The organism is Neohoeflea coraliihabitans, assembly GCF_019334345.1.
GTDB lineage: Bacteria > Pseudomonadota > Alphaproteobacteria > Rhizobiales > Rhizobiaceae > Pseudohoeflea > Pseudohoeflea coraliihabitans.
Map to the genome: position 1 here is coordinate 413410 of NZ_JAHWQX010000004.1, position 26171 is coordinate 439580.

Below are 26171 nucleotides of genomic sequence, written 5' to 3' on the forward strand. Positions count from 1 at the left end.
TGTGCGGCGATTGGGGCGCGGATGTCGCGCGCCCTGCCGAATGCCCGGAGAATTGCATGATCACGCCCAAGCGGCCGACCCTCGCGCCCTTTCACGCCATGGATGTTCTTGCCGAGGCGACCCGTCTTAAAGGGGCCGGCAAGGACGTCATTTCGCTGGCCGTCGGGCAACCGGCGCATCCGGCGCCGCAGACGGCGCTGGCGGCGGCCCGGGCCGCGCTTGAGGATGGCCGCATCGGCTACACGGACGCACTCGGCTCGGCGGCATTCCGCACCGCGGTCGCAGAGTTCTATCGCCAGCGCCATCACATCGAGGTCGATCCGGGCCGCATTGCCGCCACCAACGGCTCGTCGGCGGGCTTTAATCTGGTCTTTCTGCAGTTCTTCCGGCCGGGCGAGACGGTGGCGATTTCGCGACCCGGCTATCCGGCCTATCGCAACATTCTTCAGGCGCTCGGTCTGAAGGTCGCCGAGATCCATGTCGGAGCCGAGACAGGCTATGTCCTGACGCCCGAGGCGATCGAAGAGCATGAGCGCCAGCACCAGATCCGCGTCGATGGCGTGATGGTCGCCAGCCCCGCCAATCCGACCGGAACCGTCACCTCGCGCGCGCAATTGCAGAAGCTGGCCGACTGGTGCGCCGAGCGCGATGCCGTCTTCATTTCCGACGAGATCTATCACGGCCTGACCTTTTCCGGCGAAGAGACCACGGCACTGGCCATCTCCGACCGCGCCATCGTCATCAATTCGTTCTCCAAGTATTTCTGCATGACGGGCTGGCGCATCGGCTGGATGGTCCTGCCGCAGGATCTCGTCCGGCCGATCGAATGTCTGGCGCAAAGCCTCTATATCTGTCCCTCGGAACTCTCGCAGATCGCCGCCACCGCCGCCTTTGACGGCATCGCCGAAATGGAGGCGGTCAAGGCCGGCTACGCCCGCAATCGCGACCTGTTCGCCCAGCGTCTGCCGGAGCTTGGCCTGCCGCTCGCCTCGCCGATGGACGGCGCCTTCTACGCCCTTTGCGACGTCTCGCGCCACACCAATGATTCGATGGCATTCGCGCGCGAGATGCTGCAATCGATCCATGTCGCGGCAACGCCCGGCCTCGATTTCGATCTCATCGATGGCCACCGCCTGCTGCGCTTTTCCTATGCCGGCGACCATAATGACATGCAGCAGGCGCTGGACCGCATGCAGGCCTGGCTGCCGACGCGCCGCGTCTGAGACCCGGAGTACAAGACCTATTGCGGACGCAAAAACCGGCGGACATGATCCGCCGGTTCTGTTGTCTTCAGGCTGCTGTCAGAGCCCGCTGATGCGGGCAGCGGCTAGAGAAAGCCGCGGCGCTGCCACCAGCCGCCCTTTTTCGGCTTCGACTTGCCCGTTTCGGCGTCATCGTCCGTTTTGTCTTCCTCTGCCGCCTTGCTGGAAGTGACCACCGGCGCCGAGGCAATCGCGGCGAGATCGGTCTGGGCGCGACGATCACGCTTGCCGTTGTCGTCACCGGTCGCCTCATCCGCACTGTCGGCACGGCCGCTGTCTTCGCCTTGCGCGGGCGCCGCCGCATCGGTCGCTTCTGCGGTTTCAGCAGCCACTTCACCCTTCAGGCTGTCGCGCGGCGCCGCTTTCTTGCCGTCATTGTCCGCAGGCTCCTCGACGACAGGGGCCGTGGCTGCCGCCGCAAGATCGAGCTTGTCTGCGTCATCGCCGGCATTCTGCGCCTCATTGGTCGGTGCCTCATCAGACGGCGCCGCACTGGTCTCGTCATCCGACTTGCGCCGGCGGCGCGGCCGCTTCGGCTTGGCCGGCGCCTCCTCGGACACGGCCTCCGAAGTGGTGTCCGGGCCGGATCCGGCATCTGCGGCTGCAGCCGCAGATGCCGGATCCTCGTTGGAGGCCGCTGCATCCGCTGCGGACGCCTCGGCATCGCCTTCGTTCGCCTGCGCGTCTGATGAATCATCATCTGCTGCAGCAACGCTGGCGTCATCGCGGTTCTTGCGTCCGCCACGACGGCCACGCCGCCGTTTGCGGCTGCGCCCCTCGTCGTCGTCCCCGTTCGAGGACTCGCCGGAACCCTCCTCCGCAGTGTCGCCGGAGGCCTGGCCGGCTTCCTGCTCCGCGCCGTTGCCGTCCTGCGCGCCATTGCCGTCGCCGGCGCCATCGCCGGAACCGCCGCCACGCCGGCCACGCCGCCGCCGCCGCCGCCGCTTGCGCGAGCGGTTGTCGTCCTGGTCGCCGTCCTCGTCCTGACCATTCACCGCCGAGGCCGGATCGCGGCTCGTCTCAGGCGCGTTGTCGGCGCCCTCATTGTCCTCCTCGACCGTATCGATCTCGGCATCGCCATCATCGGCTTCGTCATAGGAGGGGCTGTTGGCGTGGATATGCTCGAGCGTCACCGGCTCGTCGACCGCCTCGCCGCGATCGATGGCGAAATACTGGCTGCCAACATCCGGATCGGAGGCAAACGCGATGCGCAGGCCGAAGCGTTTTTCCAGGTCGAAGATCGTGTCACGCTTGTTGTTGAGCATGTACAGCGCCGTGTCGCCGGAGGTGCGCACCGTGATGTGATGGGTGGTGTGCTTGAGCAGATACTCCTCGATGCCGCGCAGGACGTGCAGCGCGACCGAGGAGGCCGAACGCACATGCCCGGTGCCGGCGCAGTGGGCGCAGACCTGCATCGTGCTTTCCAGCACCGAGGCACGAATGCGCTGGCGTGACATCTCCAGCAGTCCGAAATGCGAGATGCGGCCCACCTGGATGCGGGCCCGGTCATGCTTCAGGCAGTCCTTCACCTTCTTTTCGACCGCCCGGTTGTTGCGGTTCTCGTCCATGTCGATGAAGTCGATGACGATCAGGCCGGCCAGATCGCGCAGGCGCAATTGCCGCGCCACTTCTTCGGCGGCCTCGAGATTGGTCTGCAGCGCCGTGTCCTCGATGGAATGCTCGCGCGTCGAACGCCCGGAATTGACATCGATCGCCACCAGCGCCTCGGTCTGGTTGATGATGATGTAGCCGCCGGATTTAAGTGTGACTTGCGGCTGCACCATGCGGTCCAGCTGCGCATCGATCCCCGAGCGCGCAAAGATCGGCATCAGATCGCGATAGGGCTGAACCACCTTGGCGTGGCTCGGCATCAGCATCTTCATGAAGTCCTTGGCCTCGCGATAGCCATCCTCGCCAGAGACGACAACTTCGCGAATGTCCTTGGTGTAGAGATCGCGGATCGAACGCTTGATCAGGCTGCCTTCCTCATAAACGAGGCAGGGCGCCGTCGAGCGCAGCGTCAGGTTGCGCACATTCTCCCACAGCCGCATCAGATACTCGAAATCCCGCTTGATCTCGACGCGGGTTCGCGATGCACCGGCCGTGCGCAGGATGACCCCCATGCCCTGCGGCACGTCGAGCTCGCGGGCGATCTCCTTGAGCCGCTTGCGGTCGGTCACATTGGTGATCTTGCGTGAAATGCCGCCGCCGCGCGCGGTGTTCGGCATCAGCACCGAATAGCGCCCGGCGAGCGAAAGATAGGTGGTCAGCGCCGCACCCTTGTTGCCGCGTTCTTCCTTGACGACCTGCACCAGCAGGATCTGCCGCCGCTTGATGACTTCCTGGATGCGGTACTGTTTGCGCGGCTTGCGGCGGGCCCGCTCCGGCAGTTCCTCGAGCGCGTCCTCGGAGCCGACCGCATCGACCTTGTCCGTTCCGTTGTCATCATCCGTGTCGTCGTCGCCATTCTCCGTATCGGAAGAGGCATCGCCCCGTCCGGTCATGCTTTCGACCGGCTCGGAGATTTCGTCGGCGTCGATCGCAGCTGCGATGACATCCGGGCCCCCGTCATTCTTGCCGGCATCATCATCGCCCGCATCATTCTTGCCGGCGTCGTTCTGACCCGCGTCATCCTTGCCCGCGTCATTGTCCGCGCCGCTCGCGGCGGCGTCGGTCTGCGGGCTGTCTTCCGCATCCTTCTTCTTGCGGCTGCGGCGCGCCCGGCGCGGACGGCCTTCGCTCTCGTCGCCGGCGTCCTTGTCGTCATTGGCGCCAGCGCTCTTGCGGGCGGCGCGCTTTGAGCGCGTCGGCTTTTCTGTCGTCTCGCCGTCTTCAGAGGTCTCGCCGTCCTCAGCAGCCTCAGATTTATCGGAATGGTCCGACTTGTCCGACTTGCGGCTGCGGCGCGCCGACTTCTTGGCCGGCTTTTTTTCCGCCTCCTCGTCGTCGGCATCCGCTTCTGCGGCGGCATCCTGCGCTTCGGCCTCAAGCAGGGCCTGACGGTCCGCGAGCGGGATCTGGTAGTAATCCGGATGAATTTCCGAGAAGGCGAGGAAGCCGTGGCGGTTGCCGCCATAATCCACGAAGGCGGCCTGCAGCGACGGTTCGACCCGTGTCACCTTGGCGAGATAGATATTGCCGCGCAGCTGTTTCTTGTGCTGCGATTCGAAGTCGAATTCCTCTATCCGATTTCCACGCACGACAACGACGCGAGTCTCCTCGGGATGGGAGGCGTCGATAAGCATTTTCTCTGACATTGACTGTTAGCTCCTCGCCACAGCTGCGGACCGGCCCCGGCAAGGACGCGCAAGGCGCGCCGTGGAGGCAACGTTCCGGATGTGGCGGATAATGAGGGGATCGGGCCGGACGGAGCTGCAGACAACATGTGCATCCCGGCGGGCGGCGTTGCAGCCGCGAACCTGTGATGCGTTTGATGAGGTCTTGTGTGCTCCATGAAGTGCCGGCCGGATATACCTGTAATTGCAGTCCTTGCGGACCGATGAAACCCATTTCTGGGGTGCGGCAGTGCGCCGCCTTGGGAAAGTGACAGCTGCGATGCTGCCAAAAACCGTTGAACTCATGTCCGGGCACCGGCGAACATCGCTGTGCACGAACCGAAAATTACACCGCTCGGGAAGTTGTTCGGCCTGGGGCGCAAACGACCTCCGTCGATCGGGAGGCGAAAGCATCTGGACGTCGGCCGGTCCGCTTGTCGGCGCCTTCACCACCGGAAAAATCCGGCCGGTGTCGGCGGTCGAGGTGGGCGGGCCTGGCCCGTCAAACTCTGCCTCCAATTACCGCTTTTATGGTGTGACGTGTCGTCTTGCAAGCGGTAATACATCTCGCTCCAGAGAGCGCCGCAAAGCGTCACCCGCCAGCGCAAGCATGCCGCTTGAGCGCGTGCATGGTAAAGACGAGATTAACATAATCATGCCATAGCGAATCTTCAAACAGGGCCATGCCCGCGTTTCACATGCGGTTGGAGCGGACGACAATCCGGTCCGGCGGCTTCGAAGGCACGAAGCGCGAACGGCAAGCTACGGGGAACTGAATGTACGGCGGGACGGTGAAATGGCGGGTGCGGTGAGGCGGGCGAGCGGCGCCTTTGGCGCGTTTGCGGCGCTGACCTGTGCCCTTTGGCTCAGTGCCTTTGTCGCCGGCGCCGCGTCTCAGGAAAACAATGGCCGCGCCGCGGCCGAGCGGATCGATGGCGCGCTCGCCTTTGCAGCCCGGCTGGTGGCCGATGCAGAGCGCGCACGCCTCCTGATCGACTTTGAAACCCCGCCGACATTCAAGGTGCGCTATCTCGATTCTCCGGCGCGCATCGTTGTCGAGCTGTCGCCGAGCATATTTGCCTTCGATCGCGCCGGCCTGAAGGAGCGCGGCCTGGTCCGGACCTTGCGCTTTGGCGATGCCGGCCCCGACAAGGCGCGTCTGGTGCTGGAACTGGCCGGACCCGCCCGGCTTGAAAAAGCCGCCATCGAGCCGCTCGAAGGCGGCGGTGGCCATCGCCTCGTGCTGGATGCCGTGGTGGCTGATCAGGCCGCCTTTTCGGCTCTTGTCGATGAGGCGGACTGGCTGGCCGATCTGTCGGAGGACCGGTCGGCGCCCTCGGTCGGAACCGAGATGGTGATCGTCATCGACCCCGGCCATGGCGGTATTGACGGTGGCGCCGAAGGGGTTCAGGGCACCCAGGAGAAGGATGTCACACTGGCGTTTGCCAGGGCGCTGCGCGACGCGCTGAACGATCTCGACAACATTCGCACCGTTCTCACCCGCAGCGACGACAGTTTCCTCTCGCTTTCGGGCCGCCTGCGCGCCGCTCATCAGGCCGAGGCGGATCTGCTGTTGTCGATCCATGCCGATTCGATCCGCCTGCGGCGGCTGCGCGGGGCGACGGTCTACACGCTGTCCGACCGCGCTTCCGACGCCGTTGCCGCCGCACTTCTGGAGCAGGAGGACGAGGCCGTCGCCATGATCGGCGCCGAGATCGAACATGCGCCCGACTCGGTGGCAGGCATCCTTGTCGACATGGCGCGCAATGAAACCCGCGTTCTCTCGACCGGACTTGCCAGCGAGATCGTCGCCTCCTTCGAGGGACAGGTGCGGCTGATCAACAACCCGCACCGCCAGGCCGGTTTTCGCGTTCTGCAGTCGCCGGACCTGCCTTCGGCGCTGATCGAGCTGGGATATCTGTCCAATCCCGAGGACGAGAAACTGCTGACCGACGCGGCATGGCGGCGCAAGGCGGCCGAGCTGCTGGCGGCATCCATTGCGCAGTATCGCGATACCATATTGGCAGCCGGTGAATAATCGGGCCGGCACATATTTTGGCGTGGGAAAAGGGCCGATGCGTGCTAGAACATGGCGTGGCAGATGCGCAACATCGTGATGACAATGTCACGCTGCTTTGCCGGCCCGACGGCGATGGCCCTATTTTGTGCACATTGCTGGGGCTAAGCGGGTGAAGTGGACGCGGGCAGGCCGCAGGGTGGTGTCCGCAGGATCGCTCACGGCTGTGGCCGCTGAACAGATGATGAACCTGAAACGGACGGAAACAACGAAGACCAGATCGCAGACGCCCGGAATGCCGCCGCTCGCAATGCCCCGCCCTGGCGCGAGGGGCAGGCGGACGCGGTTCCGGTCAGGGCAGGCGGCCCTGGGCCGGTTCGACCCAACAGCAAGTGACAAGTGAACGCATGATTCGATTGATTGGCTACTTCTTCGGCATCGGCACGGTGCTCCTCCTGATCGCCGCGGGCGCAGTCGCCTGGTATGTGGGCAGCATCACCCGCGATCTGCCCGATTACGAGGTGCTCAACAGCTACGAGCCGCCCGTGACGACGCGCGTGCATGCCTCCGACGGGCAACTGATGGCGGAATATGCCGCCCAGCGCCGCCTTTATCTGCCGATCCAGGCCATTCCTGACCGCGTCAAGGCCGCCTTCATTTCCGCCGAAGACAAGAATTTCTATACCCATCCCGGCGTCGATCCGGTCGGTCTGGCGCGCGCCATCGTCACCAATGTGCAGAATATCGGCTCGGGCCGGCGCCCGGTCGGGGCTTCGACGATCACCCAGCAGGTGGCCAAGAACTTTCTGCTGTCTTCCGACCAGACCATCTCGCGCAAGGCGCGCGAAGCCATCCTGTCGTTCCGTATCGAGCAGGCCTATTCGAAAGACCGTATTCTCGAATTGTATCTCAACGAGATTTTCTTCGGCCTGAATTCCTACGGCATCGCCGGCGCCGCGCTGACCTATTTCAACAAGTCGGTCAATGAACTGACGATCGCCGAGACGGCCTATCTCGCGGCCCTGCCGAAAGCGCCATCCAATTATCATCCGTTCCGCAACACCGAACGCGCCGTCGAGCGCCGCAACTGGGTCATCGACCGGATGGTCGACAATGGCTATGTCACGCCCGCCGAGGCCGAGGAGGCCAAGGCGCAGCCGCTCGGCGTCACGCCGCGGCGCACCGGCTCCTACCTGTTTGCCTCGGAATATTTCGCTGAGGAAGTGCGCCGCGAATTGCTGGACCGCTACGGCAAGACAGCGCTTTACGAAGGCGGTCTTTCGGTGCGCACGACGCTCGATCCCGAATTGCAGCGCCTGGCCCGCAAATCCTTGCAAAAGGGTCTGATCAATTTCGACGAGCGCCGTGGATTCCGCGGCCCGGTGGCGACCATCGATGTTGCCGGCGACTGGGGCGCGGCAATCGGCGAGATCGATCCGCTTCGCGACGTGCCCGAGTGGAAACTGGCCGTCGTGCTGTCGGCCGATGCCGAGGAAGTGCAGATCGGCTTGCGCCCCGAGGCGCAGGTGTCAGGGGCCACCGGCGAGGAGCGCCAGACCGCCGTCATCCGCCCAGCGGACATGCAGTGGGCCTTCCGCCTGAACATTGGCGACGAGCGCAAGACGGTCAAAACACCGGACCAGGTGCTTTCGCCCGGCGATGTCATTTATGTCGAACAGCGCAAGGACGACGAGGGCACGCCGCGTTGGCGGCTGCGCCAGCCGCCGGAGGTGCAGGGCGCCCTGGTGGCCATGGACCCGCATACCGGACGCGTTCTGGCGATGGTCGGTGGATTTTCCTTCGCCCAGTCGGAATTCAACCGCGCCACCCAGGCGATGCGCCAGCCGGGCTCCGCATTCAAGCCCTTCGTCTATGCCGCGGCCCTCGACAATGGCTACACGCCGGCCTCGGTCATTCTCGACGCCCCCATCGAGATCGTCTCCGGCGGTGAGGTCTGGCGCCCGAAAAACTATGGCGGCGGCTCGGCCGGACCCTCCACCTTGCGGCTTGGCATCGAACGCTCGCGCAACCTGATGACCGTGCGTCTGGCCAAGGATATGGGCATGAATCTGGTGGCCGAATATTCCGAGCGTTTCGGCGTCTATGACGACATGCTGCCGGTGCTCGCCATGTCGCTCGGCTCTGGCGAAACCACGGTCATGCGCATGGTCTCGGCCTATTCGGTGCTCGCCAATGGCGGCAAGCAGATCCGGCCGTCGCTCGTCGACCGCATCCAGGACCGCTACGGCAAGACCATCTTCCGGCACGAGGAGCGCCGCTGTGATGCCTGCGTTGCCACTGCCTGGCTGAACCAGCCGGAGCCCGAGGTGATCGATGAGCGCGAACAGGTTCTCGACCCGATGACCTCCTACCAGATCACCTCGATGATGGAGGGTGTCGTCCAGCGCGGCACCGCCGCCGGCAAGGTTACGCTCGACCGCCCGACGGCCGGCAAGACCGGTACCACCAATGACGAGAAGGACGCCTGGTTCGTAGGCTACACGCCCAACCTCGTCACGGCTGTCTTCATCGGCTATGACACGCCGACGCCGATGGGGCGGGGCGCCACGGGCGGCGCGCTGGCCGCCCCGGTGTTCAACGAATTCATGCAGGCGGCTGTCGAGGGCACGCGCCCCAGCGATTTCCGCGTGCCCGAGGGCATGAAGCTGATTGCCATCAATCGCAAGACCGGCATGGAAGCGCCGCAGGGTGCGGATGGAACGATCATGGAAGCCTTCAAGCCCGGCACCGGCCCGTCCGATTTCTATTCGGTAATCGGCATGGACCAGGTGGCGACCGGCGAGGCCATCACCGAAGTCTCGCCGCAGGCCAGCCAGGCTGTCAGTTCCGGTGCCGGCGGTCTGTACTGACACGTCGAACCGCGGGCGAATCGCGCCTTTGCGACAGCGGTTTACAAGCTGCGGCTCGGCCCTTATGGTCCGGGCCGCTTTGCCGGTCTCGCCGGCTGCGACAATCTGAATTTCTGACAGAACGAGAATGCGATGCGCGCAGAAACCCAAGATGTGGTTGATGAAATCAAGCAGGCCATCAGCCTGCTGAGGAGGCATCTTTGACTGGGAACCGGCTCTCAAGCGATTTGACTGGCTGAACGCCCGCGCCGAGGATCCCAGCCTCTGGGACAACCCGACGGAAGCCCAGAAGCTGATGCGCGAGCGCCAGCAGCTGGAAGACGGCATCACCGGCATCCGCAAGCTCGAATCACAGCTGTCCGACAATCTCGAACTGATCGAACTCGGCGAGGGAGAGGGCGACAGCGAGATCGTCGAGGAGGCCGAGAGAGCGCTGAAAGCGATGCGCGGCGAGGTCACCCGGCTGCAGATCGAATCGCTGCTGTCCGGCGAGGCCGATGCCAACGACTCCTATCTCGAAGTCCATTCCGGCGCCGGCGGCACCGAGAGCCAGGACTGGGCCAACATGCTGTTGCGCATGTACACCCGCTGGGCTGACCGCCGCGGCATGAAAATCGAGGTTCTCGAGATGCATGACGGCGAGGAGGCGGGCATCAAGTCGGCGACCTTGCTGATCAAGGGCCACAACGCCTATGGCTGGCTCAAGACCGAGGCGGGTGTCCACCGGCTTGTGCGCATCTCGCCCTATGACAGCGCCGCGCGCCGCCACACCTCGTTCTCGAGCATCGGGGTGTATCCGGTGATTGACGATTCCATCGACATCGAGGTCAATGAGAGCGATTGCCGCATCGACACCTATCGCGCCTCCGGCGCCGGCGGCCAGCACGTCAACACCACCGATTCGGCTGTGCGCATCACGCATATCCCGACCAATATTGTCGTCCAGTGCCAGCAGGAACGTTCGCAGCACAAGAACCGGGCCAAGGCCTGGGACATGCTGCGTGCCCGGCTCTACGAGGCGGAACTGCAAAAGCGCGAAGAAGCGGCCAATGTGGAAAATGCCGCCAAGACCGATATCGGCTGGGGCCACCAGATCCGCTCTTATGTTCTCCAGCCCTACCAGCTGGTCAAGGATCTGCGCACCGGCACCGAGAGCACCAGCCCGCAAAACGTCCTTGACGGCGACCTCGACGCCTTCATGGAGGCAGCGCTGGCGCAGCGCGTGTACGGCGGCAGTGAAGAGGTCGAAGATCTGAATTGAGGCGGCATCGCCTCGCGCAGCGAATCTCCGCGCCAACAAAAAAGGGGCGGCCGGAGCCGCCCCGAATGTCTGCAGCCAAGGTCTTGGGTCAGGCCGCGCTGCGATCTTCGTGTTTTCCTTCAAGAACCTCCTCGATGATCTTGTCGACAAAGGCATCCAGATCATCGGGGTTGCGGCTGGTGATCAGCGCGTCATCAACCACCACTGCCTTGTCCTGCCAGTTGGCGCCGGCATTCTTCACGTCTGTGGCAATCGAGTGATAGGAGGTCATGTCGCGACCTTCGGCAACGCCGGCCTCGATCAGCAGCCAGGGCGCATGGCAGATGGCGGCCAGCGGCTTCTTGGTGTTGAAGAAATCGCGCACGAACTTCACGGCGTTCTCGTCGGTGCGCAGCAGATCGGGATTGATCTGGCCGCCCGGCAGCACCAGCGCGTCATAGTCATCCACCGAGGCGGCGATCAGCGCCTTGTCGACCTTGACGGAATTGCCCCAGTCCTTCTTGTCCCAGCCGTTGATTTCGCCCTCTTCCGGCGAGATCACCTCGACCGTGGCGCCGGCGTCACGCAGTTTGGAAAGCGGCACTTCCAGTTCGGACTGTTCGAAACCATGGGTGGAGAGAATAGCGATGCGTTTGCCATCAAGCTTGGCCATTGTGAGATCCTTTCATTGGATTGCGTGTCGCGCAGGGCGCTGACGACCTGCTTCCCAAGGCAAACGCAACGAAGGCGCGGATGATCCCGGCAATCGTTAAAATTGTTGCGGATCGAGAATCACACTTTGTGACAGGGGCGGATGCCGCGCGCCCGGTGCCTCATCCCACGCGGTGCGACAGCGCGACGGTTCAATTGGTCGCCTGCTCAACCGCCACTTCGCCGAATTCATCGACAAACACGGCCCAGGTCTCTGCTTCGCCGGCACCCGGATCGATCTTCAGATTGACGAAGGTCGAGAAGCCGGCACTGCCGCCGCCGTCTTCCTGGCGCACATCGGTGACATAGGCGCCCAGATCATTGATGGCCGCAATGGCGCGGGTCTGCAGCACCTGCGGCCCGTCCGGCGTCAGGGCCACCTGCTGCAGGTGAACGCGCGAGGTGTTGTCGGCCGAGCGCAGCACCACAAGCCGGTAATAGCCGCGCTGGCTGCTCTCCGCCGCATCCTTCTCGCTCTGCGCCTCGGTCTCGGCGGCATCCGGCGCATCGTCACCTTCGGCCGGCGGATCTTCCACAGCGGTGCTTTGTTCGCTGTCTTCCGGCGCAATGCTGCTGTCCGCCCAGCGGCCGCCGCTGAGAACGAAGAGCACCCGTTCCGGCACCGCTTCGGCATCGAGGTCTTGGGCGCCAGCCGGCGCGGGCAGGGCGGCGAAGGCGGTCATCGCCGCGCAAAGCAACACGGCGGCAAGCAGGCCGAAGCCGGGAGTGGCTGACTGTTTTGGGAAGGGGGATCGGCAAGCAGACATCGGGCAACCTCAATATTGAAACTGTTCGTTCAGGATGCGTTCGTTCAGCGAATGACTGGCATCGGTCAGGATGCGCGCATCGGTGTCCGGCGAAGCGGCAACCTCGACCCGCACCACCGATTTCGCCTCGCTGTGATCGGCGACGGCATTGACCGGACGTTTGTCGGCTTCAAGCACTTCGATGGACACATGCACCTTGTGCGGCAACAGCGCCCCGCGCCAACGGCGGGGGCGGAAGGCGCTGACCGGCGTCAGGGCGAGAAGCGGCGCATCGAGCGGCAGGATCGGTCCGTGCGCCGACAGATTGTAGGCCGTCGAGCCGGCGGGCGTCGCCACCATCACGCCGTCGCAGATCAGTTCCTCCATCCGCACCTTGCCATCGATCGAAATGCGCAGCTTCGCCGCCTGATAAGACTGGCGGAACAACGACACCTCGTTGATGGCGAGCGCCCGGTGGATTTCACCGTTCATGTCGGTGGCCTGCATTTCCAGGGGCCGCACCACGTTTTCGACGGCTGCCGCAAGCCGCCCGTGCAGATCCCGGTCGGAGTAATCATTCATCAGAAAGCCGACCGAGCCGCGATTCATGCCATATACCAGCCGGCCGGAATTCATTTCATCGTGCAGCGTGGCCAGCATGAAACCGTCGCCGCCGAGCGCCACGATGACCTCGGCATCCTCCCGGCGCACATTGCCGTAGAGCGCTGCCAGATGTCGCGCCGCCGCCTGCGCCTCCGGCGTCGATGCCGCGATAAAGGTGATCTTTCCGTCCATACCTGCCTGCCTGCTGCCTGTGGGCTGCGACAATGGCGATTGCGCCGGTGGGATGCAAGACTGCCGGCCGCAAACGCCGCCTGTCCGGCTGCTCGTTTGCGCATGCCGCGTCCCGCGCGCGGCGCCGCTCCTGTATCCGGTCATACCCCGTGGATATGGGGGGCATAATCAAAACATGCTTCCGATTGCCATCCTGGCATGGTCAAGTGGGGAATAGCTCGTCCAGCGGTCTTGTCTGGCAGCTTCGCAAGGGAGGATAAACAGGATGAAACAACCATTGCTGCGCATTGCGGCGCTTTGTGGTGCGGCGCTTCTGGCGACCACCGCAATCTCTGTGGCGGGTGTCGATGAACTGCCCGAGGATATCCAGCAGGAACTCTACAACCCTGAAATGATCGATCCGAACCAGCCGGTCGGCGACAGCGCCTATCGTGACTGGGTGGCCAAGAATCCGCCGCCGTGGAAGATCGGATACGCCTCGTCCTATGCCGGCAACACTTGGCGCGCCGGCGTGATGAACCGCCTGCAGAACGAGATCATTCCCAAGTGGAAGGAACTCGGACTTCTCGAGGAAGTCGTCATCACCCAGTCCAATCTCAACGATGCCACGCAGATCCAGCAGATCCGCCAGCTCGTTGACCAGGGTGTCGATGCGGTCATCGTGTGCTGTTCCAACCCGACGGCGCTGAATGCGTCGGTGGAATACGCCTATAACAACGATGTCGCGGTGTTTTCCGGCATCGGCTATCTGACCAGCCCCTATTCGGTCAACTCCTCGGCGAACTTTGTCGTCGGCGGCCGCATGATGGGCGAATGGATGGCCGAGGAGATCGGCGGCGAGGGAACCATCCTCAATGTCGAGGGCATCCCCGGCGCATCCGCGTCCGACAGTCAGAATGTCGGCATCGAGCTGGCTCTCGAGGACTATCCCGACATCAAGGTCAAGGGTCCGATCGCCGGCATGTGGACCGACCAGGTCGCGCAGGCTGAAATCCAGCGCTGGCTCGCCACCAATCCCGGCAAGCTTGATGGCATCATCATCCAGTCGGCCTCCGAGCTCGGCGCCCTGCGCGCGTTGCAGCAGTCCGGCCGCGACATGGTGCCGATCACCATCGGCTCGGAACTGGGCGCCCTGTGCTACTGGCGCAACAACCCCGACTACGTCTCCGCCGCCATTCACGCATGGCCTCCCGGCGACGATTTCGAGATGATCTGGAACATCATGATGCGCACGCTGCAGGGGCAGGGCCCGAAGGTGCAGTCGATCCTGACCAAGCCGATCATGATGGACCGCGAGCAGATGATGGCCGCCATTCCTGAAGACTGCTCGGAGCAGTCGGACCAGTGGTATCATCCGGGCATCGAAGCCTGGGCCGGCAAGGATTTTCTGGACCAGTTCTTCCTGCGTCCGGCCGATCCGGAAGCCTACGACCCGGCGTCGCATCCCGTCGCTGAGTGATCAACGTGGCAAGGCCGTGCGCGTCACGGCCTTGCCACCCCAGGGGCATCGTACCGGCGGATCGCGTCCCGCCGGACTTCAATCGGAGAATATCAGTTGTCTTCCGTAGCGGCAGAGCTCGTTGACGTCCGAAAGACCTTTGGTCCGACCGTCGCACTCGACCGTGTGAACCTGCGCGCCTATGAGGCCGAGGTGCACGCGATCATCGGCGGCAACGGCTCCGGCAAGTCGACGCTCGCCAAGGTGATTTCCGGCGTGCTCGTGCCCGATCACGGACAGGTATCGATTTTCGGCAAGAGCGCCACGACGCCATCCGAATCCAAGGAACTCGGCATTGCCAACGTCTACCAGGAAGTCCTGGTGGCCGATGAGTGCTCCGTGCTCGACAATCTCTTTCTCGGTGCCGACGGCCTGTTCGGTGCCGCCGAGCCGCACGATGTGCGCTATGAGCGGGCGCGCCAGATCATGGCCGATCTTCTCGGCTTCGAACTCGATCCCGACACCATCGTCGGCGAGCTGCCGCTGTCGATCAAGCAATGGATCACCATCGCCCGCGGCATGCTGACCAATCCGCGCGTGCTCATTCTCGACGAAAGTTCGGCGGCGCTGGACTTCGAGGCCACCGAACGGCTGTTCCGCAAGATCCGCGAAATGAAGGCCGATGGCTGCGCCATTTTCATCGTCACCCACCGTATCGCCGAGCTGGTGCGCATCGCCGACCGGGCCACCGTCCTGCGTGACGGGCTGTCGGTCGGCACGCTCGAGCAGCAGGAGATCACCGAGGAAAACATCCTGCATCTGATTGCCGGCCCCGAACGCGAGCGCGCCCAGACCGGGCAGACGGCCGTCAAACGCCTGTCCGACCAGCCGGTGCTGCGCATGAACAGCATCAATGTCTGGCCCGACACGCCGCGCTTCGATTTCAATCTCTATCCCGGCGAAGTCGTTGGCGTCACCGGCCTCGATGGCCAGGGGCAGGCAGACTTCGTGCGAGCCATTGCCGGCGTCGAGCCGCCGCTCTCCGGCACCATTCACATCATCCGCGACAAGGTCGCCGAGCCGGTCTTCGATCTGGCCAGTGCCCGCGAGAACGGCATCGCCTATGTCTCGGGCGACCGCAAGAAGGAAGGCATCTTCCCCAATCTCTCGATCTTCGAGAACATGTCGATGTCGATCTATCCCGAACATGCGACCGGCGGCTTCTTCAACTTCATCGATCGCCGCAAGCTCGACCCGATCTTTGCGCATGAGACCGGAAAGCTGGCGACCAAGATGGGGGATCCGGGCAATCTCATTACCTCGCTGTCCGGCGGCAATCAGCAGAAGGTGCTGATCGCCCGCTCCTTCGCCGAGCGCCCGGGTGTGCTCGTGCTCAACGATCCGGCGCGCGGCATCGATATCGGCGCCAAGCTCGACCTTTACCGCAACCTGCGCGAATATGCCGGACGCGGCAATGCGGCGGTGTTCCTGTCCTCCGAGATCGAAGAGTTTCTCGATCTGTGCAATCGCGTGCTGGTGTTTCGCGGCGGCGTCATCTCGTCCACCTTCGAGCCGCCCTTCGACACGCACGTCATTCTCAATGCCACCTTCGGGCGCAAGGCGGATGCGCGCCTGCCCGGCGAAGAGCGCGATGAGGAGGCGGATGGCGCCAATTGGCGCTCGACAGGCGACGATGGCCGCCCGGCGGCACGCCCGGTACGGCTTGGACCCACGATCAACGGGAGGATAAGAATGAACCAGTCGGGCTTTCTGCTGATGGCCCCGGACATTCCGCAGGGGAGCATCATTCCGGACCGCTTTACCGAACGCAACCAGACCTCGCCGGCGCTCGAATGGGAGGGTGTCCCGGACGGCACGCAGAGCTTTGCGCTTGCCATCACCGATCCCGATCTGCCGGAGGAATTCAATTTCCCGCGCAGCTTCGCGCACTGGCTGGTCTACAATATTCCCGCCGATGTGCGTTTTCTGCCCGAGGGGGCATCGATGACGGGCCGGATGCCGTCCGGTTCGCAGGAGCTGAATTCCGATTTCGTGACATTCGGCATTCCCGGCTTCGGACGCGGCTATGGCGGTCCCTGGCCCCCTGACGCCGCCCATCGCTATGTTTTCACGCTGTATGCGCTGAAGGCGCGCAGCCTCGAACTTCCCCCGGAGGCGGATCTGACCGCCTTCGCAAAAGCGGTTCTGCCGCTGACCATCGACCAGAGCAGTTTCACAGCAACCTACGGCCCGGCCAAAGCGGCGCTGCCCACGGCCTGAACGACAGGAGATCAAAATGAGCATACACGGCAGTAGAAAGGCATTCGACCTCGACTGGGTCGAGCGTTGGGCGCGCCGCGTCAATGAAGATCGGGTTCTTCCCAGAATCGGCCGTTTCTTCAATGCGCGGTTTGTGCTTGGCGTCGACGACACCGACTATCTCTGTGAGGTCCGCAAGGGCAAGATCGAGAAAATTTCCGAGGGACTCGAGCCCTCCGATCTCGGCTATGAATTCGCCTTGCGCGCACCATCCTCGGCCTGGTCCAAGTTCAGCCAGAAGACACCCCCGCCGATGTTCAACGACATCTGGGCGATGGCGCATCCGCTGCACAAGCAACTGCATATCGAAGGCAACCAGCTGACCTTCTGGCAGAACCTGCGGGCTCTGCACTGGATGCTGGCCCTGATGCGCGAAGTTTAAGGAGAACGAGCGATGAACAAGCACGATCCGATCGTTGGCCGCTACGTCTATGTGACCTGTCAGGGCAAGACCTACCGGACCTATTACGAAGAAGCGGGGGAGGGCATTCCGCTGGTCTGCCTGCACACCGCCGGCGCCGATGGCCGCGAATACCGCCATCAGCTCTGCGACCCGGACATCACCTCGAATTTCCGCGTCATCGCCTTCGACCTGCCGCGCCACGGCAAGTCGCTGCCGCCGGCCGACTACTGGAAGGAAGAGGATGAGTACAAGCTGACGACGAATTTCTATTCGGAGTTCATTCTCGAGTTCTGCCGGGCGCTCGAGCTGCACAAGCCGGTCGTCATGGGCCAGTCGATGGGCGGCAATATCTGCCTTGACCTGGCCCTGCGCTATGAGAACGAATATTCGGCGCTGATCGCGCTCGAAGGCTGCGACCACTCCCCGGGCTGGCATATCGACCCGCTGCACCACCCGCATATTCACGGCGGCGAAGCCGTCGCGACGTCGGTGTTCGGCCTGATGGCGCCCGATAGCCCCGACGAGTATCGCTGGGAAACCTGGTGGTACTACGCCCAGGGCGGCCCCGGCATCTTCAAGGGCGACCTCTACTACTACTCGGTCGATTCCGATTACCGCGACAAGGTTCACAAGATTTCCGGCAAGGTGCCGATTTATTTCCTGACCGGCGAATACGATTTCGCCTGCACGCCGGAAATGACCCAGCGCACCGCCGAGAAGGTCAAGAACAGCGAATGCGTCATCTTCGGCGGCGGACACTTCCCGACCTCGGAAGATCCCGACAAGTTCAAGGAAGTCATCATGCCGGTCTTCAAGAAGATCCTGCAGAATGATCCGGAACGCCGCGGCGGTTCGGCGCGCGACTATCAGGCGCGTGGCACCTCCGGCAGCTCGACGCGCAGCCGCTCCGGAGAACGCCCGAGCGAACGCCGCGTCATCGACCTTTAGGGCATCCCGCCTTTCAACATTCCTGTTCTCCGCGGATCGGCCGCGGAGAACCAACCTTCAACACCACGGACACCATGGCAGAACGCGGATCCTCAACGAATGCCTATCTCCTCGTCCCGATCATCCTGATCGCGGCGTTGCTGGGCACGGCTGTCATCCGCGGCCCGAATCTCGTTTCTGAATCCGGCATCGGCAGCGCGATCATTGTCGCCGCGCCGCTGATCCTGGCCACTTATGCCCTGATGGTGCTGGCCGTCACCGGCCGCAGCACCGTCGACCTGGCGGTCGGCCCGCTGCTTGCCTTCATCAATGTCGTCATCGTCAAGCTCTCCACCGCCGGCTATCTGACCAGCCCGATCGCCACCTTCATTGTCGCGCTCGGGCTCGGCATGCTCTATCAATTGCTGTTCGCGCTGATCGTCATCTGGGTGCGCGTGCAGCCGATCATCGTCGCCCTGTCGGGCTTTCTGGCGCTCACCGGCATCAATCTTGTCATCATGCCGCGCCCAGGGGGCGTCGCGCCCGCCTTCATGTCCGACTGGGGCCTTGGTACCTCGATCTTCTCGCCGGTGCTGCTGATCCTGGCGCTCGCCACCGCCGGCTGGTATCTGTTCACCGCCACCACCTTCTATTCCAATCTGAAAATGATGGGCTATGACGAGCGTGCCGCCTGGACCTCCGGCGTCAAGACGAGCACCGTGCGCATCGGCGCCCATCTGATTGCCGGAATCTATGTCGGCCTTGGCGCCATCTGCTACACGGCGCTGATCTCCTCGGGCGATCCCACCCAGGGGCAGAACATGACGCTGACCGCGGTTACCGCGCTCGTGCTCGGCGGCGTGGCCCTGTCCGGCGGGCGCGGCGGCGCCATCGGCGCGCTGATGGGCGCTGTCAGCCTGTGGCTCATCGGCTATGTCCTCGCCACCTTCAACTTCGGCGCCATCCAGGCTTTCATGACCCAGATGGTCTACGGCGTTATCCTGGTGCTGTCGTTGCTGCTGACGCTGCTCGTGCCGCTGATCTCGCGCTATGTCAGCTTCATCTCGCCATGGAGCGCCTTTCTCGTACTCGCCCTCGTCGTCATTGGCATCATGCTGCAGGTCACCACCTATGGCGCTTTCGAGACCCTTGAGCCCGTGGTCGCCAGCGCCACGCTTGCTGATCGCTATTTCCTGCTTCCGCCGGCCCGGGTTGCCGCCGATGGCCTGGCGTTCTCGCCGATCCAGGGCTTTGCCCTTCTCGCCGGGCTGGCCGCCATCGCCTTCGTCTTCACCGCAAGACTGGTCAATGCAGAGGCCGGCGCCCGCACGATGGGCCTGTTTCTCTACCTCTTTGTCGCTGTCTTGCTGACCGCCCTGTTCGTCGCCATCCTGCTGCAGCCCGAAAGCCTGCTCTTTGGAGCCGCGCCATGAGTGAAAAACCTGTCGTCCGCTCAAGCATCCTGCCGATCCCGAAATCCATCGGCCTCGTCTGGCTGAACATCGCCCTGGCCCTGATCCTCGCCGCCATCGGCTTGGGTGTCGGCTTTGCACAGTCCGGGCTCGCCGCGCAGCAGGTCATTCTCTACACCGTGCTGATGGCCGCCACGGTTTTCGTGCTGCTCAACTATGTCGCGGTTGTCTTCGAGGCGCGCGCCGAAGCCAGGGCAGTCGCCAGCGAAGAGGACCAGGAGGCCGAAAGCAGCCGCTTGCGCCAGTTGTGGGCCGACAACCGCGTCCTGGCCATTGCCATGGCGACCCTGCTGGTCCTCTACCTCATCCTCACCGCGGCGATCCCGGAATTCCGCTCGATCAAGAACCTGATCGGGTTCCTGGTGCTCGAATTGATCCTGCTCTTTGCCTTCAAGATCTCGGGCTACTTTGCCGCCGGCCGGTCGGCCTTCATCGGCCTCATCGTGCTGTTCGCGCTGATCGTCATCTCCGCCTTTTCCATCGAGGGCTTTCTGTCCGGTCCGAATATCAAGGCGATCCTTCTGTTCGCCGCCTTTCTCGGCATTGCCTCGGTCGGCCAGACGATGGTGGCGCTGCTCGGCGGGCTCGATCTGTCGATCCCGTTTGTCATCGGCTCATCGAACATTGCCCTGTTGTTCCTGATCACGCTCGGCGTGCCCTCCTATGTCGCCTTCGGTTTCATTCTCGTGCTGGGTGGGATTGTCGGATTTCTCAATGGCGTGATGAGCTACCGGCTGCAGGGGCAGGCGCTGATCGTCACGCTCGGAACCGGTTTCGCCGTCGCCGGCTTCACCCAGATCATGACCTCGATCGGCTCGCAGTTCGCCGGCAATGTCTTCGGCACCGTGCCCGGCTGGCTGTCCAATCTCGCCGCCATGAACGGCCGCTTCTTCGGCATTCCGTTTCCCCCGACGATCTTCATCTGGCTGGCCATCGCGGTCATCCTGATCGTCGGTCTGAAGACCACCACCTGGGGCCGCAATCTCTATGCGCTGGGCGGCAACCGTCGCTCGGCGCGTCTGATCGGCATCAGCGAGTTCAAGTACTGGGTCGGCTGCTACGTCATATCCGGTGTCTTCGCCGCCCTTGCCGGATCCTTGCTGCTCGGCTGGTCCGGCGGCGCCTTCATCGGCGTTGGAGATCCCTATCTGTTCACCACCCTGGCTGCCGTCGTCATCGGCGGAACATCGTTGCTCGGCGGCAATGGCGGCTACGGGTTCACCGTCATCGGGGTGCTCGTGCTGCAGGTCCTGACTTCGTTCCTGCTCGGCATCGGTCTCGAATATGAATGGCAACAGTTCATTTTCGGCCTGCTGATCCTGCCCATGGTCGCGCTGTACGGCCGGTCCCCGCATATTCGTGCTACTGTCTGAGGAAACGCCATGTTCACGACCCTTTACACTTCCCAGGATGTGGTTTCCACTTCGCTGACGGGGCTCGCCCTGATGAGCGTCGCCGCCGCGCTCTTGTGTTTCGTCGGCCTGAGCTGGAGCAACGAGCGCTGGCGTGTTCCGGTGGCGATCGTGGCCACCGCCTGCCTGGTCACCGCGCTGTATTACGCCGGCGCCGCCGGCTTCTGGCTGGGCGGCGAGAAGGCCAGCGCCGGCGTGCGCTTTTCGGCCTGGTACACCGTGCATCCGCTGCAGGTCGCCGCTGTCTATTTCTTCGCCCGCACGCAGGGACCGGTGCCTGTCGGTATCTTCTGGCGGATCACCGGTGCGGCCGTGCTGATGACCTTCGGCCGCTGGCTGGGGGATGCCTCCTTCTTCAACCCGACGCTGGGTGTTCTGATCTCCATCGGTTTCTGGCTCTACATTCTCGGCGAGATGTATTTCGGGGCCATGACCGAGGCGGTCCGGAAATCCTCGCGGCCCGTGCGGCTCGGCTTCTTCTGGATCCGCCTGCTGTTCACCATTGGCTGGGCCGTCTACCCGATCCTGCACTTCGTCGATGTGGTGATCGGCGTTGGCCAGGCGCCGGGCGTTATCGTCCTCTACAATGTCTTTGACATCGTCAATCTCATCATCCCGTCCCTCATCGTTCTGGCTGTCGCTGGCCAGGAACGGTACTGATCGCCCTGCGGCGCTAAGGAAGGAAAATCGTCATGACCGGTGCCGATATTATCGCAATCATCATCCTGGCCACGATCCTCATCGCGGTCGGTGTCTATCTGCTGCATTGGCTGTACCGCCACTCCTCGAAGGACCAGAGTTTCGTGCGCACGGGCTCGGGGGGCGAACGCGTCGTCATGGGCGGCGGCGCACTGGTGATCCCGATCATCCACGACATCACCGTCGTCAACATGAACGCCATCCCGATCGAGATCCGGCGTCAGGGCGAGCAATCGCTGACCACCAAGAACAAGATGCGCATCGACATCGTCACGGAGTTTTTCGTGCGTGTCATCGCAACCGAGGAAGGCGTGTCGCTGGCAGCCCGCACGCTCGGGGCCCGCACGCAGGAATCCACCGCCCTCAAGGAAGTCATCCAGGGCCGGCTTGTCGATGCCATGGCGACCGTTGCCGCCTCCATGACGCTTGACGAGATCCACCAGAACCGCGCCGATTTCGTCCGTCAGGTATCGCGCCTCGTCGAGACTGTTCTGACCTCGAACGGCCTCGAACTCGAAACCGCGGCGCTGACCTCGCTCAACCAGTCCGACATCTCGGTGTTCAATCCGTCGAACCATTTCGACGCCGAGGGCCTGACGCTGATTGTCCGCGAGACCGAAGAGCGCCGCAAGCTGCGCAACCAGATCGAGAACGAAACGCGGGTGCAGATCAAGACCCGTGATTTCGAGGCGGAACAGCGCATCATCGAGATCGATCGCGATCTTGAATATGTCCGCATCGAGCAGGCGCGCGACATCGAGTCGAAAAAGGCGCAGCAGGCCGCCGAGATCGAGACCGAGCGTTCCACCTCGCAGATCTCGATCACCCAGGCACGCGTGCGCGCCGAGGAAGAATCCGAACGCGTCATGATCGCCAAGGGCAGGGCGCTCGACGAAGAGCGCATTCGCAGCGAGAACGAGATCAAGACGCTTGAGATCGAGCGCCGCCGCGACACTGAACTGGCCGAGATCACGTCCAAATCGCATCTCGAGACCGAGCGCATCCAGAGCCATCGCCAGGTCGAGGCCGAGCGCATCAACCGCGAAGCCGAGATCCGCGAGGCCCAGATCAGGTCGCGGCTCGATATCACCACGCTCGAGACGGAAAGCGACGGCAAGATCGAGAACGCCCGCCTGCTCACCCAGCAGGAGGTCGAGCGTGCCCGCATCACCACCGAGAAACTCATCGAGATCGAGGCCGTCGAGCGCGAGAAGGACGTCCGCGTCACCTCGGAGATGGCGCAGTCGGAATCCGAGCGCGCCATGCTGGCCAAGAAGCTTTCCGTCGAGAACGAGCGCCTGCAGATCGAGGAGGAGCTGCGCGCCCGCGACATCCAGCGCCAGCACAAGATCAAGCTCGCCGAAACCGCCAGCTACCGCGAGATCGAGGACGCCCGCGTCGTTGCGGACCGCGAGATCGAGGAACTGCGCGTTGCGGCCCGCAGATACATCGAGCGCTTCGAGATCGAGCAGAAGATGGAAACCGAACTGGCCGACAAGGAGCGCCTGATCGCTGTCGTCAACAAGGCGATCGACGAGGCGGTGGCCCGCACCAACGAATCCGAGGCAAGGCGCAAGCTGGCCAAGTCCGAGGAGCAGATCGAGACGACGCGCGCCGAGGAGAAGGCCAACCGCGCCAAGGCCATCGAGGTGATCGATGCCGAAGCACGTGCCGAGCGTGAGACCATTCGCCTGATCAAGCAGGCGGAAGCGGAAAAAAGCGCCAGCGAGTATCGCGCCAAGGGCGACATGGCCGAAGCCAAGGCCGCCGAGCTGCGCTATGCCATCGATGCCGAGGGCAATCGTCAGCTCAACGAGGCGGAGAACCTGCGCAGCGAGGAAGCGCGCCGCAGTGCCATCCTCGAGGGCGTTGTCACGCGCCTGCCGGAGATCATCCGCGAACAGGTCAAGCCGATGGAGAACATCGACTCCATCAAGATCCTGCAGGTCGATGGCCTGCCGGGCCTCAACAGCCCGTCCGATCGCGGCGATGGCAGCGGTGGCGGCGGCGGATCAGGCGGCGGCATTTCCGACCAGGTCGTCAATTCGGCAATGAAGTATCGCACCCAGGTCGCTTTCGTCGACGGGCTGATGGAAGAGATCGGATTGCCGTTGAAGAATCTCGGCGCCGCCGGCGGCATGCAGTTCAAGAACTTCCCGCCCAAGCCGTCCGAAGGCGGCGGCAGTGACGACGACGACAGCTAGGACCTGCCATAATGGCCGACACCTCGACCGACAGGCTGGATCGCCATGCGCTTGTCATGGCTATCTGGACGCCATCCGCCTTTGTGGCGGCGATCCTTGCGCACACGGGCATCGCGTCCGAGGCCGCGCCGGAAGTCGCACGCGCCTGGATTGCCGCCGCCTTCGCGGCGGTGATCCTCGCCTTCGTCGGTCATGTGATTGTCAATACTGTCCTCAAGACCGGCTTCACCGCCGGTGAGACGGCGCTCGGCCTCGTGGCCTTTGCAACGGCGCTGCTCACTCTGCTGCTCACCGTGCTGACCGGCTCGGACGATCTGGTGCAAAGGATCTTCCTGCCGGTCGGAGTGGGCCTGATGGCCCTCGTCGTGGCGGTTATCGCCTATCTCGTCATTCGCCACGGACCACGCGGTGCCTTCGAGAAGTTCGATGTCATCCGCGACAACAATCTGCGGCCCGCTTCGCGGCTGCCGCATCGGGGAGGACGACGGTGACGCCGCTGCTGTTCTCCCTGCTGCTTCTGCTGACGCTGTATGCCGTGTATTTCGCCGCCCGCATCGCCCGCCTTGATGCGCCAGCCGCAGAATTTCTCGATGGCGGCGGGCGCTTGCCGGGATGGGCAGCGATGTTCATCCTGCCGGGGCTGGCCATCGCCGGTCTCGGTCTTGAACAGCATCTCTGGCGGGTCTCGACCTTCGGACTGTCCGCCTCGCACATCGCTGTCGGGTTCGTGCTCTTCGCGGTCGCGGCGCTGCTGATCTGGAATCGGCTGTGGTATGTGACGCGCATTGCCGGGCTTGCAACGCCCGGCGAAGCCCTCGGCCGGTTTTACGGATCGATCGCCCTGCGCGTCATCATCCTTGCCTTGACCCTGCTTTTCGCACTGCCCTTTTCCGCCAATCTGCTCTCATTTGCCGCCCAGCTTCTCGAACAGGCCAGCAATGGAAGCGTGCCGCGCATTGCCTGGGTCTGGCTGTTGGCGATTTCACTCGCCGTGCCAGCCATCATCGGCGGATGGAGGGCCGCGATCCTCGTGCTCGCGATGCATGCCGTGCTACTTGCCCTTCTGCTGCCAGGCTCGACAATTCTGGCGGAAATCCTCATCGCCGGGCCGGGATTCCCGGCACAGCCGATCCCGGTTGCCGAGGGCGTCCTGGCCGATCGCATCCCCGGCGTCGTGCAATATGTCGGGGGCATCGGCAAGAAAGTCCTGCCCGTCGGGATTTTTTCGGCCGTCGCCATCGGCTCGTCGATTCTTGCCCTGCTCGGCATTCTTTTCAGCCCGGCGAGCCTGTATCTCGGCCAGACCGTGCGCGCCGGCGCGACGCTCGGCGTGTCCAGCGTCTGGCTGACCGGCGGGCTGGCCGGTGGTGTTCTCGTCCTCGGCGCGCCGCTTCTGGCCACGCGCATGGCTGACGGCCCGATGGCGCTCGCTGAAACGCTTTATGCCGCCGCGCCCCTGGCCGGCGCGGCGCTGGTTCTGATGCTGGTGATCGCCACGCTTTTTGCCGTCAGTTTCTTTGTCACCGGCGGTGTTCTGATCTTCACGCGCGAACTGATCATCGCCTATCTGCTGCCAGATCTATCCCACCGCGCTCAGCGCTTTTCAGCGCGTGTCGCGCTTGGCTTCACCTTCTTTTTCGTGGCGCTGCTCGCCAGCTTTTTCCCCCTGTTGTCAGCTGTAACAGCAAGTGTCGCTTTGCCTCTGGCAGTGCAGATGCTGCCGGCCTTTCTCGGGCTTGGCTTTCTGCGCTGGATCAGCCGCGGCGCCATCCTCGCCGGCATGACACTCGGCATGCTGATCGTCGTCTTCACCGAACCGCTTGGCCTGATCGTGTTCGAAGCGCTGTTTGTCGAACTGCCCTGGGGGCGCTGGCCCCTGACCATTCACTCCGCCGCCTGGGGCCTGACCTTCAATCTGCTGATCGTCTTGCTGTCGGCGGTCGTCACGCTGAACGCTCCCGATCGCTTCGAGCGCGACCGTCTGCACGATTCGCTGCTGGCGGCAACGCGCGTCGAGATCGGCGGACGCGGCCTGTTCTGGTCGCTGATGCTCGTCTGGGGGTTTCTGGCCTACGGGCCGGGCGCCGTGCTCGGCAACACTTTCTTCAGCGATCCGATCTTCAGCCCAGTCGCGGCGGCGCTCGGCATCCCTTCGCTCTGGGTCTGGCAGATCCTGTTCTGGCTGTTCGGCGTCGTGCTGGTCTGGTGGCTCGCCTACCGCGTCGGCTTCGGCAACCTCTCGGAGACGCACATCGAACCGATCGAACTGGGTCAGGCGCCGCCGCGACGATCGCCCGACTGGCTGGCTGCCGGTCTGGCCCGCGTCGCTGGCAACAAGCGCCGGTGACGGCCCGCGATGACCCTGCTGCAATGCATATGAA

18 protein-coding genes are annotated in these 26171 nt (G+C 63.6%); 14 read left to right on the forward strand and 4 right to left on the reverse strand.

The window, feature by feature from the left end:
* Positions 1–56: 56 nt before the first annotated feature.
* Positions 57–1223 carry a pyridoxal phosphate-dependent aminotransferase gene (locus KY465_RS16800; protein WP_219203235.1) on the forward strand — a complete coding sequence of 389 codons (1167 nt, stop codon included), beginning with the start codon at positions 57–59 and terminating at the stop codon, positions 1221–1223.
* Between the two features lie 104 nt (positions 1224–1327).
* Here the strand turns inward: KY465_RS16800 and KY465_RS16805 are convergent, their stop codons facing one another.
* Entirely contained in the window at positions 1328–4519 is a 3192-nt protein-coding gene (locus tag KY465_RS16805) for an Rne/Rng family ribonuclease (RefSeq protein ID WP_219203236.1), read from the reverse strand.
* Positions 4520–5333: 814 nt separating this feature from the next.
* Here KY465_RS16805 and KY465_RS16810 point away from each other — a divergent pair.
* The 3 genes from KY465_RS16810 to prfB all read left to right on the forward strand — a co-directional run bounded on the left by KY465_RS16810 (position 5334) and on the right by prfB (position 10685).
* The gene (locus KY465_RS16810; protein WP_219203237.1) at positions 5334–6575 is read left to right on the forward strand and encodes an N-acetylmuramoyl-L-alanine amidase; all 1242 of its coding nucleotides are present in this window, start codon (positions 5334–5336) and stop codon (positions 6573–6575) included.
* 386 nt (positions 6576–6961) lie between these two features.
* Entirely contained in the window at positions 6962–9424 is a 2463-nt protein-coding gene (locus KY465_RS16815) for a penicillin-binding protein 1A (RefSeq protein WP_219203238.1), read from the forward strand.
* Positions 9425–9556: 132 nt separating this feature from the next.
* Positions 9557–10685, forward strand: a protein-coding gene (gene prfB, locus KY465_RS16820; protein WP_219203239.1) for a peptide chain release factor 2 whose coding sequence is annotated in 2 segments (ribosomal slippage) — positions 9557–9625 and positions 9627–10685 — 1128 coding nt in all. Because the reading frame shifts where the segments join, the coding sequence is not laid out codon by codon here.
* A gap of 88 nt (positions 10686–10773) precedes the next feature.
* Here the strand turns inward: prfB and KY465_RS16825 are convergent.
* The 3 genes from KY465_RS16825 to KY465_RS16835 all read right to left on the reverse strand — a co-directional run bounded on the left by KY465_RS16825 (position 10774) and on the right by KY465_RS16835 (position 12916).
* Positions 10774–11337 (reverse strand): type 1 glutamine amidotransferase domain-containing protein, encoded by a 564-nt coding sequence (locus KY465_RS16825; RefSeq protein ID WP_219203240.1) that lies wholly within the window; start codon positions 11335–11337, stop codon positions 10774–10776.
* Between the two features lie 190 nt (positions 11338–11527).
* Complete coding sequence (locus KY465_RS16830) at positions 11528–12142, reverse strand: hypothetical protein (protein WP_219203241.1); 615 nt, start codon at positions 12140–12142, stop codon at positions 11528–11530.
* A gap of 9 nt (positions 12143–12151) precedes the next feature.
* Positions 12152–12916 carry an NAD kinase gene (locus KY465_RS16835; protein ID WP_219203242.1) on the reverse strand — a complete coding sequence of 255 codons (765 nt, stop codon included), beginning with the start codon at positions 12914–12916 and terminating at the stop codon, positions 12152–12154.
* Positions 12917–13181: 265 nt separating this feature from the next.
* Here KY465_RS16835 and KY465_RS16840 point away from each other — a divergent pair, with 265 nt between their 5' ends.
* From KY465_RS16840 to KY465_RS16885, 10 genes are all read left to right on the forward strand, one after another.
* The gene (locus tag KY465_RS16840) at positions 13182–14375 is read left to right on the forward strand and encodes an ABC transporter substrate-binding protein (RefSeq protein WP_219203243.1); all 1194 of its coding nucleotides are present in this window, start codon (positions 13182–13184) and stop codon (positions 14373–14375) included.
* 96 nt (positions 14376–14471) lie between these two features.
* Positions 14472–16634, forward strand: coding sequence for a YbhB/YbcL family Raf kinase inhibitor-like protein (locus KY465_RS16845; protein WP_219203244.1), 2163 nt, complete (start codon positions 14472–14474; stop codon positions 16632–16634).
* 16 nt (positions 16635–16650) lie between these two features.
* Complete coding sequence (locus tag KY465_RS16850; RefSeq protein WP_219203245.1) at positions 16651–17055, forward strand: hypothetical protein; 405 nt, start codon at positions 16651–16653, stop codon at positions 17053–17055.
* 12 nt (positions 17056–17067) lie between these two features.
* Positions 17068–18024, forward strand: coding sequence for an alpha/beta fold hydrolase (locus tag KY465_RS16855; RefSeq protein WP_219203246.1), 957 nt, complete (start codon positions 17068–17070; stop codon positions 18022–18024).
* A 74-nt stretch (positions 18025–18098) separates the two neighbouring features.
* Positions 18099–19436, forward strand: coding sequence for an ABC transporter permease (locus KY465_RS16860; RefSeq protein WP_219203247.1), 1338 nt, complete (start codon positions 18099–18101; stop codon positions 19434–19436).
* Positions 19433–20848: an ABC transporter permease gene (locus KY465_RS16865; protein ID WP_219203248.1), complete on the forward strand. Its 1416-nt coding sequence runs from the start codon at positions 19433–19435 to the stop codon at positions 20846–20848. The genes KY465_RS16860 and KY465_RS16865 overlap by 4 nt, the downstream gene beginning before the upstream one ends.
* Positions 20849–20857: 9 nt before the next feature.
* A complete protein-coding gene (locus KY465_RS16870; protein WP_219203249.1) occupies positions 20858–21547 on the forward strand; it encodes a bacteriorhodopsin in 690 nt (229 codons plus the stop codon).
* 32 nt (positions 21548–21579) lie between these two features.
* The gene (locus KY465_RS16875; RefSeq protein WP_219203250.1) at positions 21580–23790 is read left to right on the forward strand and encodes a flotillin family protein; all 2211 of its coding nucleotides are present in this window, start codon (positions 21580–21582) and stop codon (positions 23788–23790) included.
* Positions 23791–23801: 11 nt separating this feature from the next.
* Entirely contained in the window at positions 23802–24281 is a 480-nt protein-coding gene (locus KY465_RS16880) for a hypothetical protein (RefSeq protein ID WP_219203251.1), read from the forward strand.
* Complete coding sequence (locus tag KY465_RS16885) at positions 24278–26137, forward strand: SLC5/6 family protein (RefSeq protein WP_219203252.1); 1860 nt, start codon at positions 24278–24280, stop codon at positions 26135–26137. Before KY465_RS16880 ends, KY465_RS16885 begins: the two co-directional genes overlap by 4 nt.
* Positions 26138–26171: the final 34 nt, after the last annotated feature.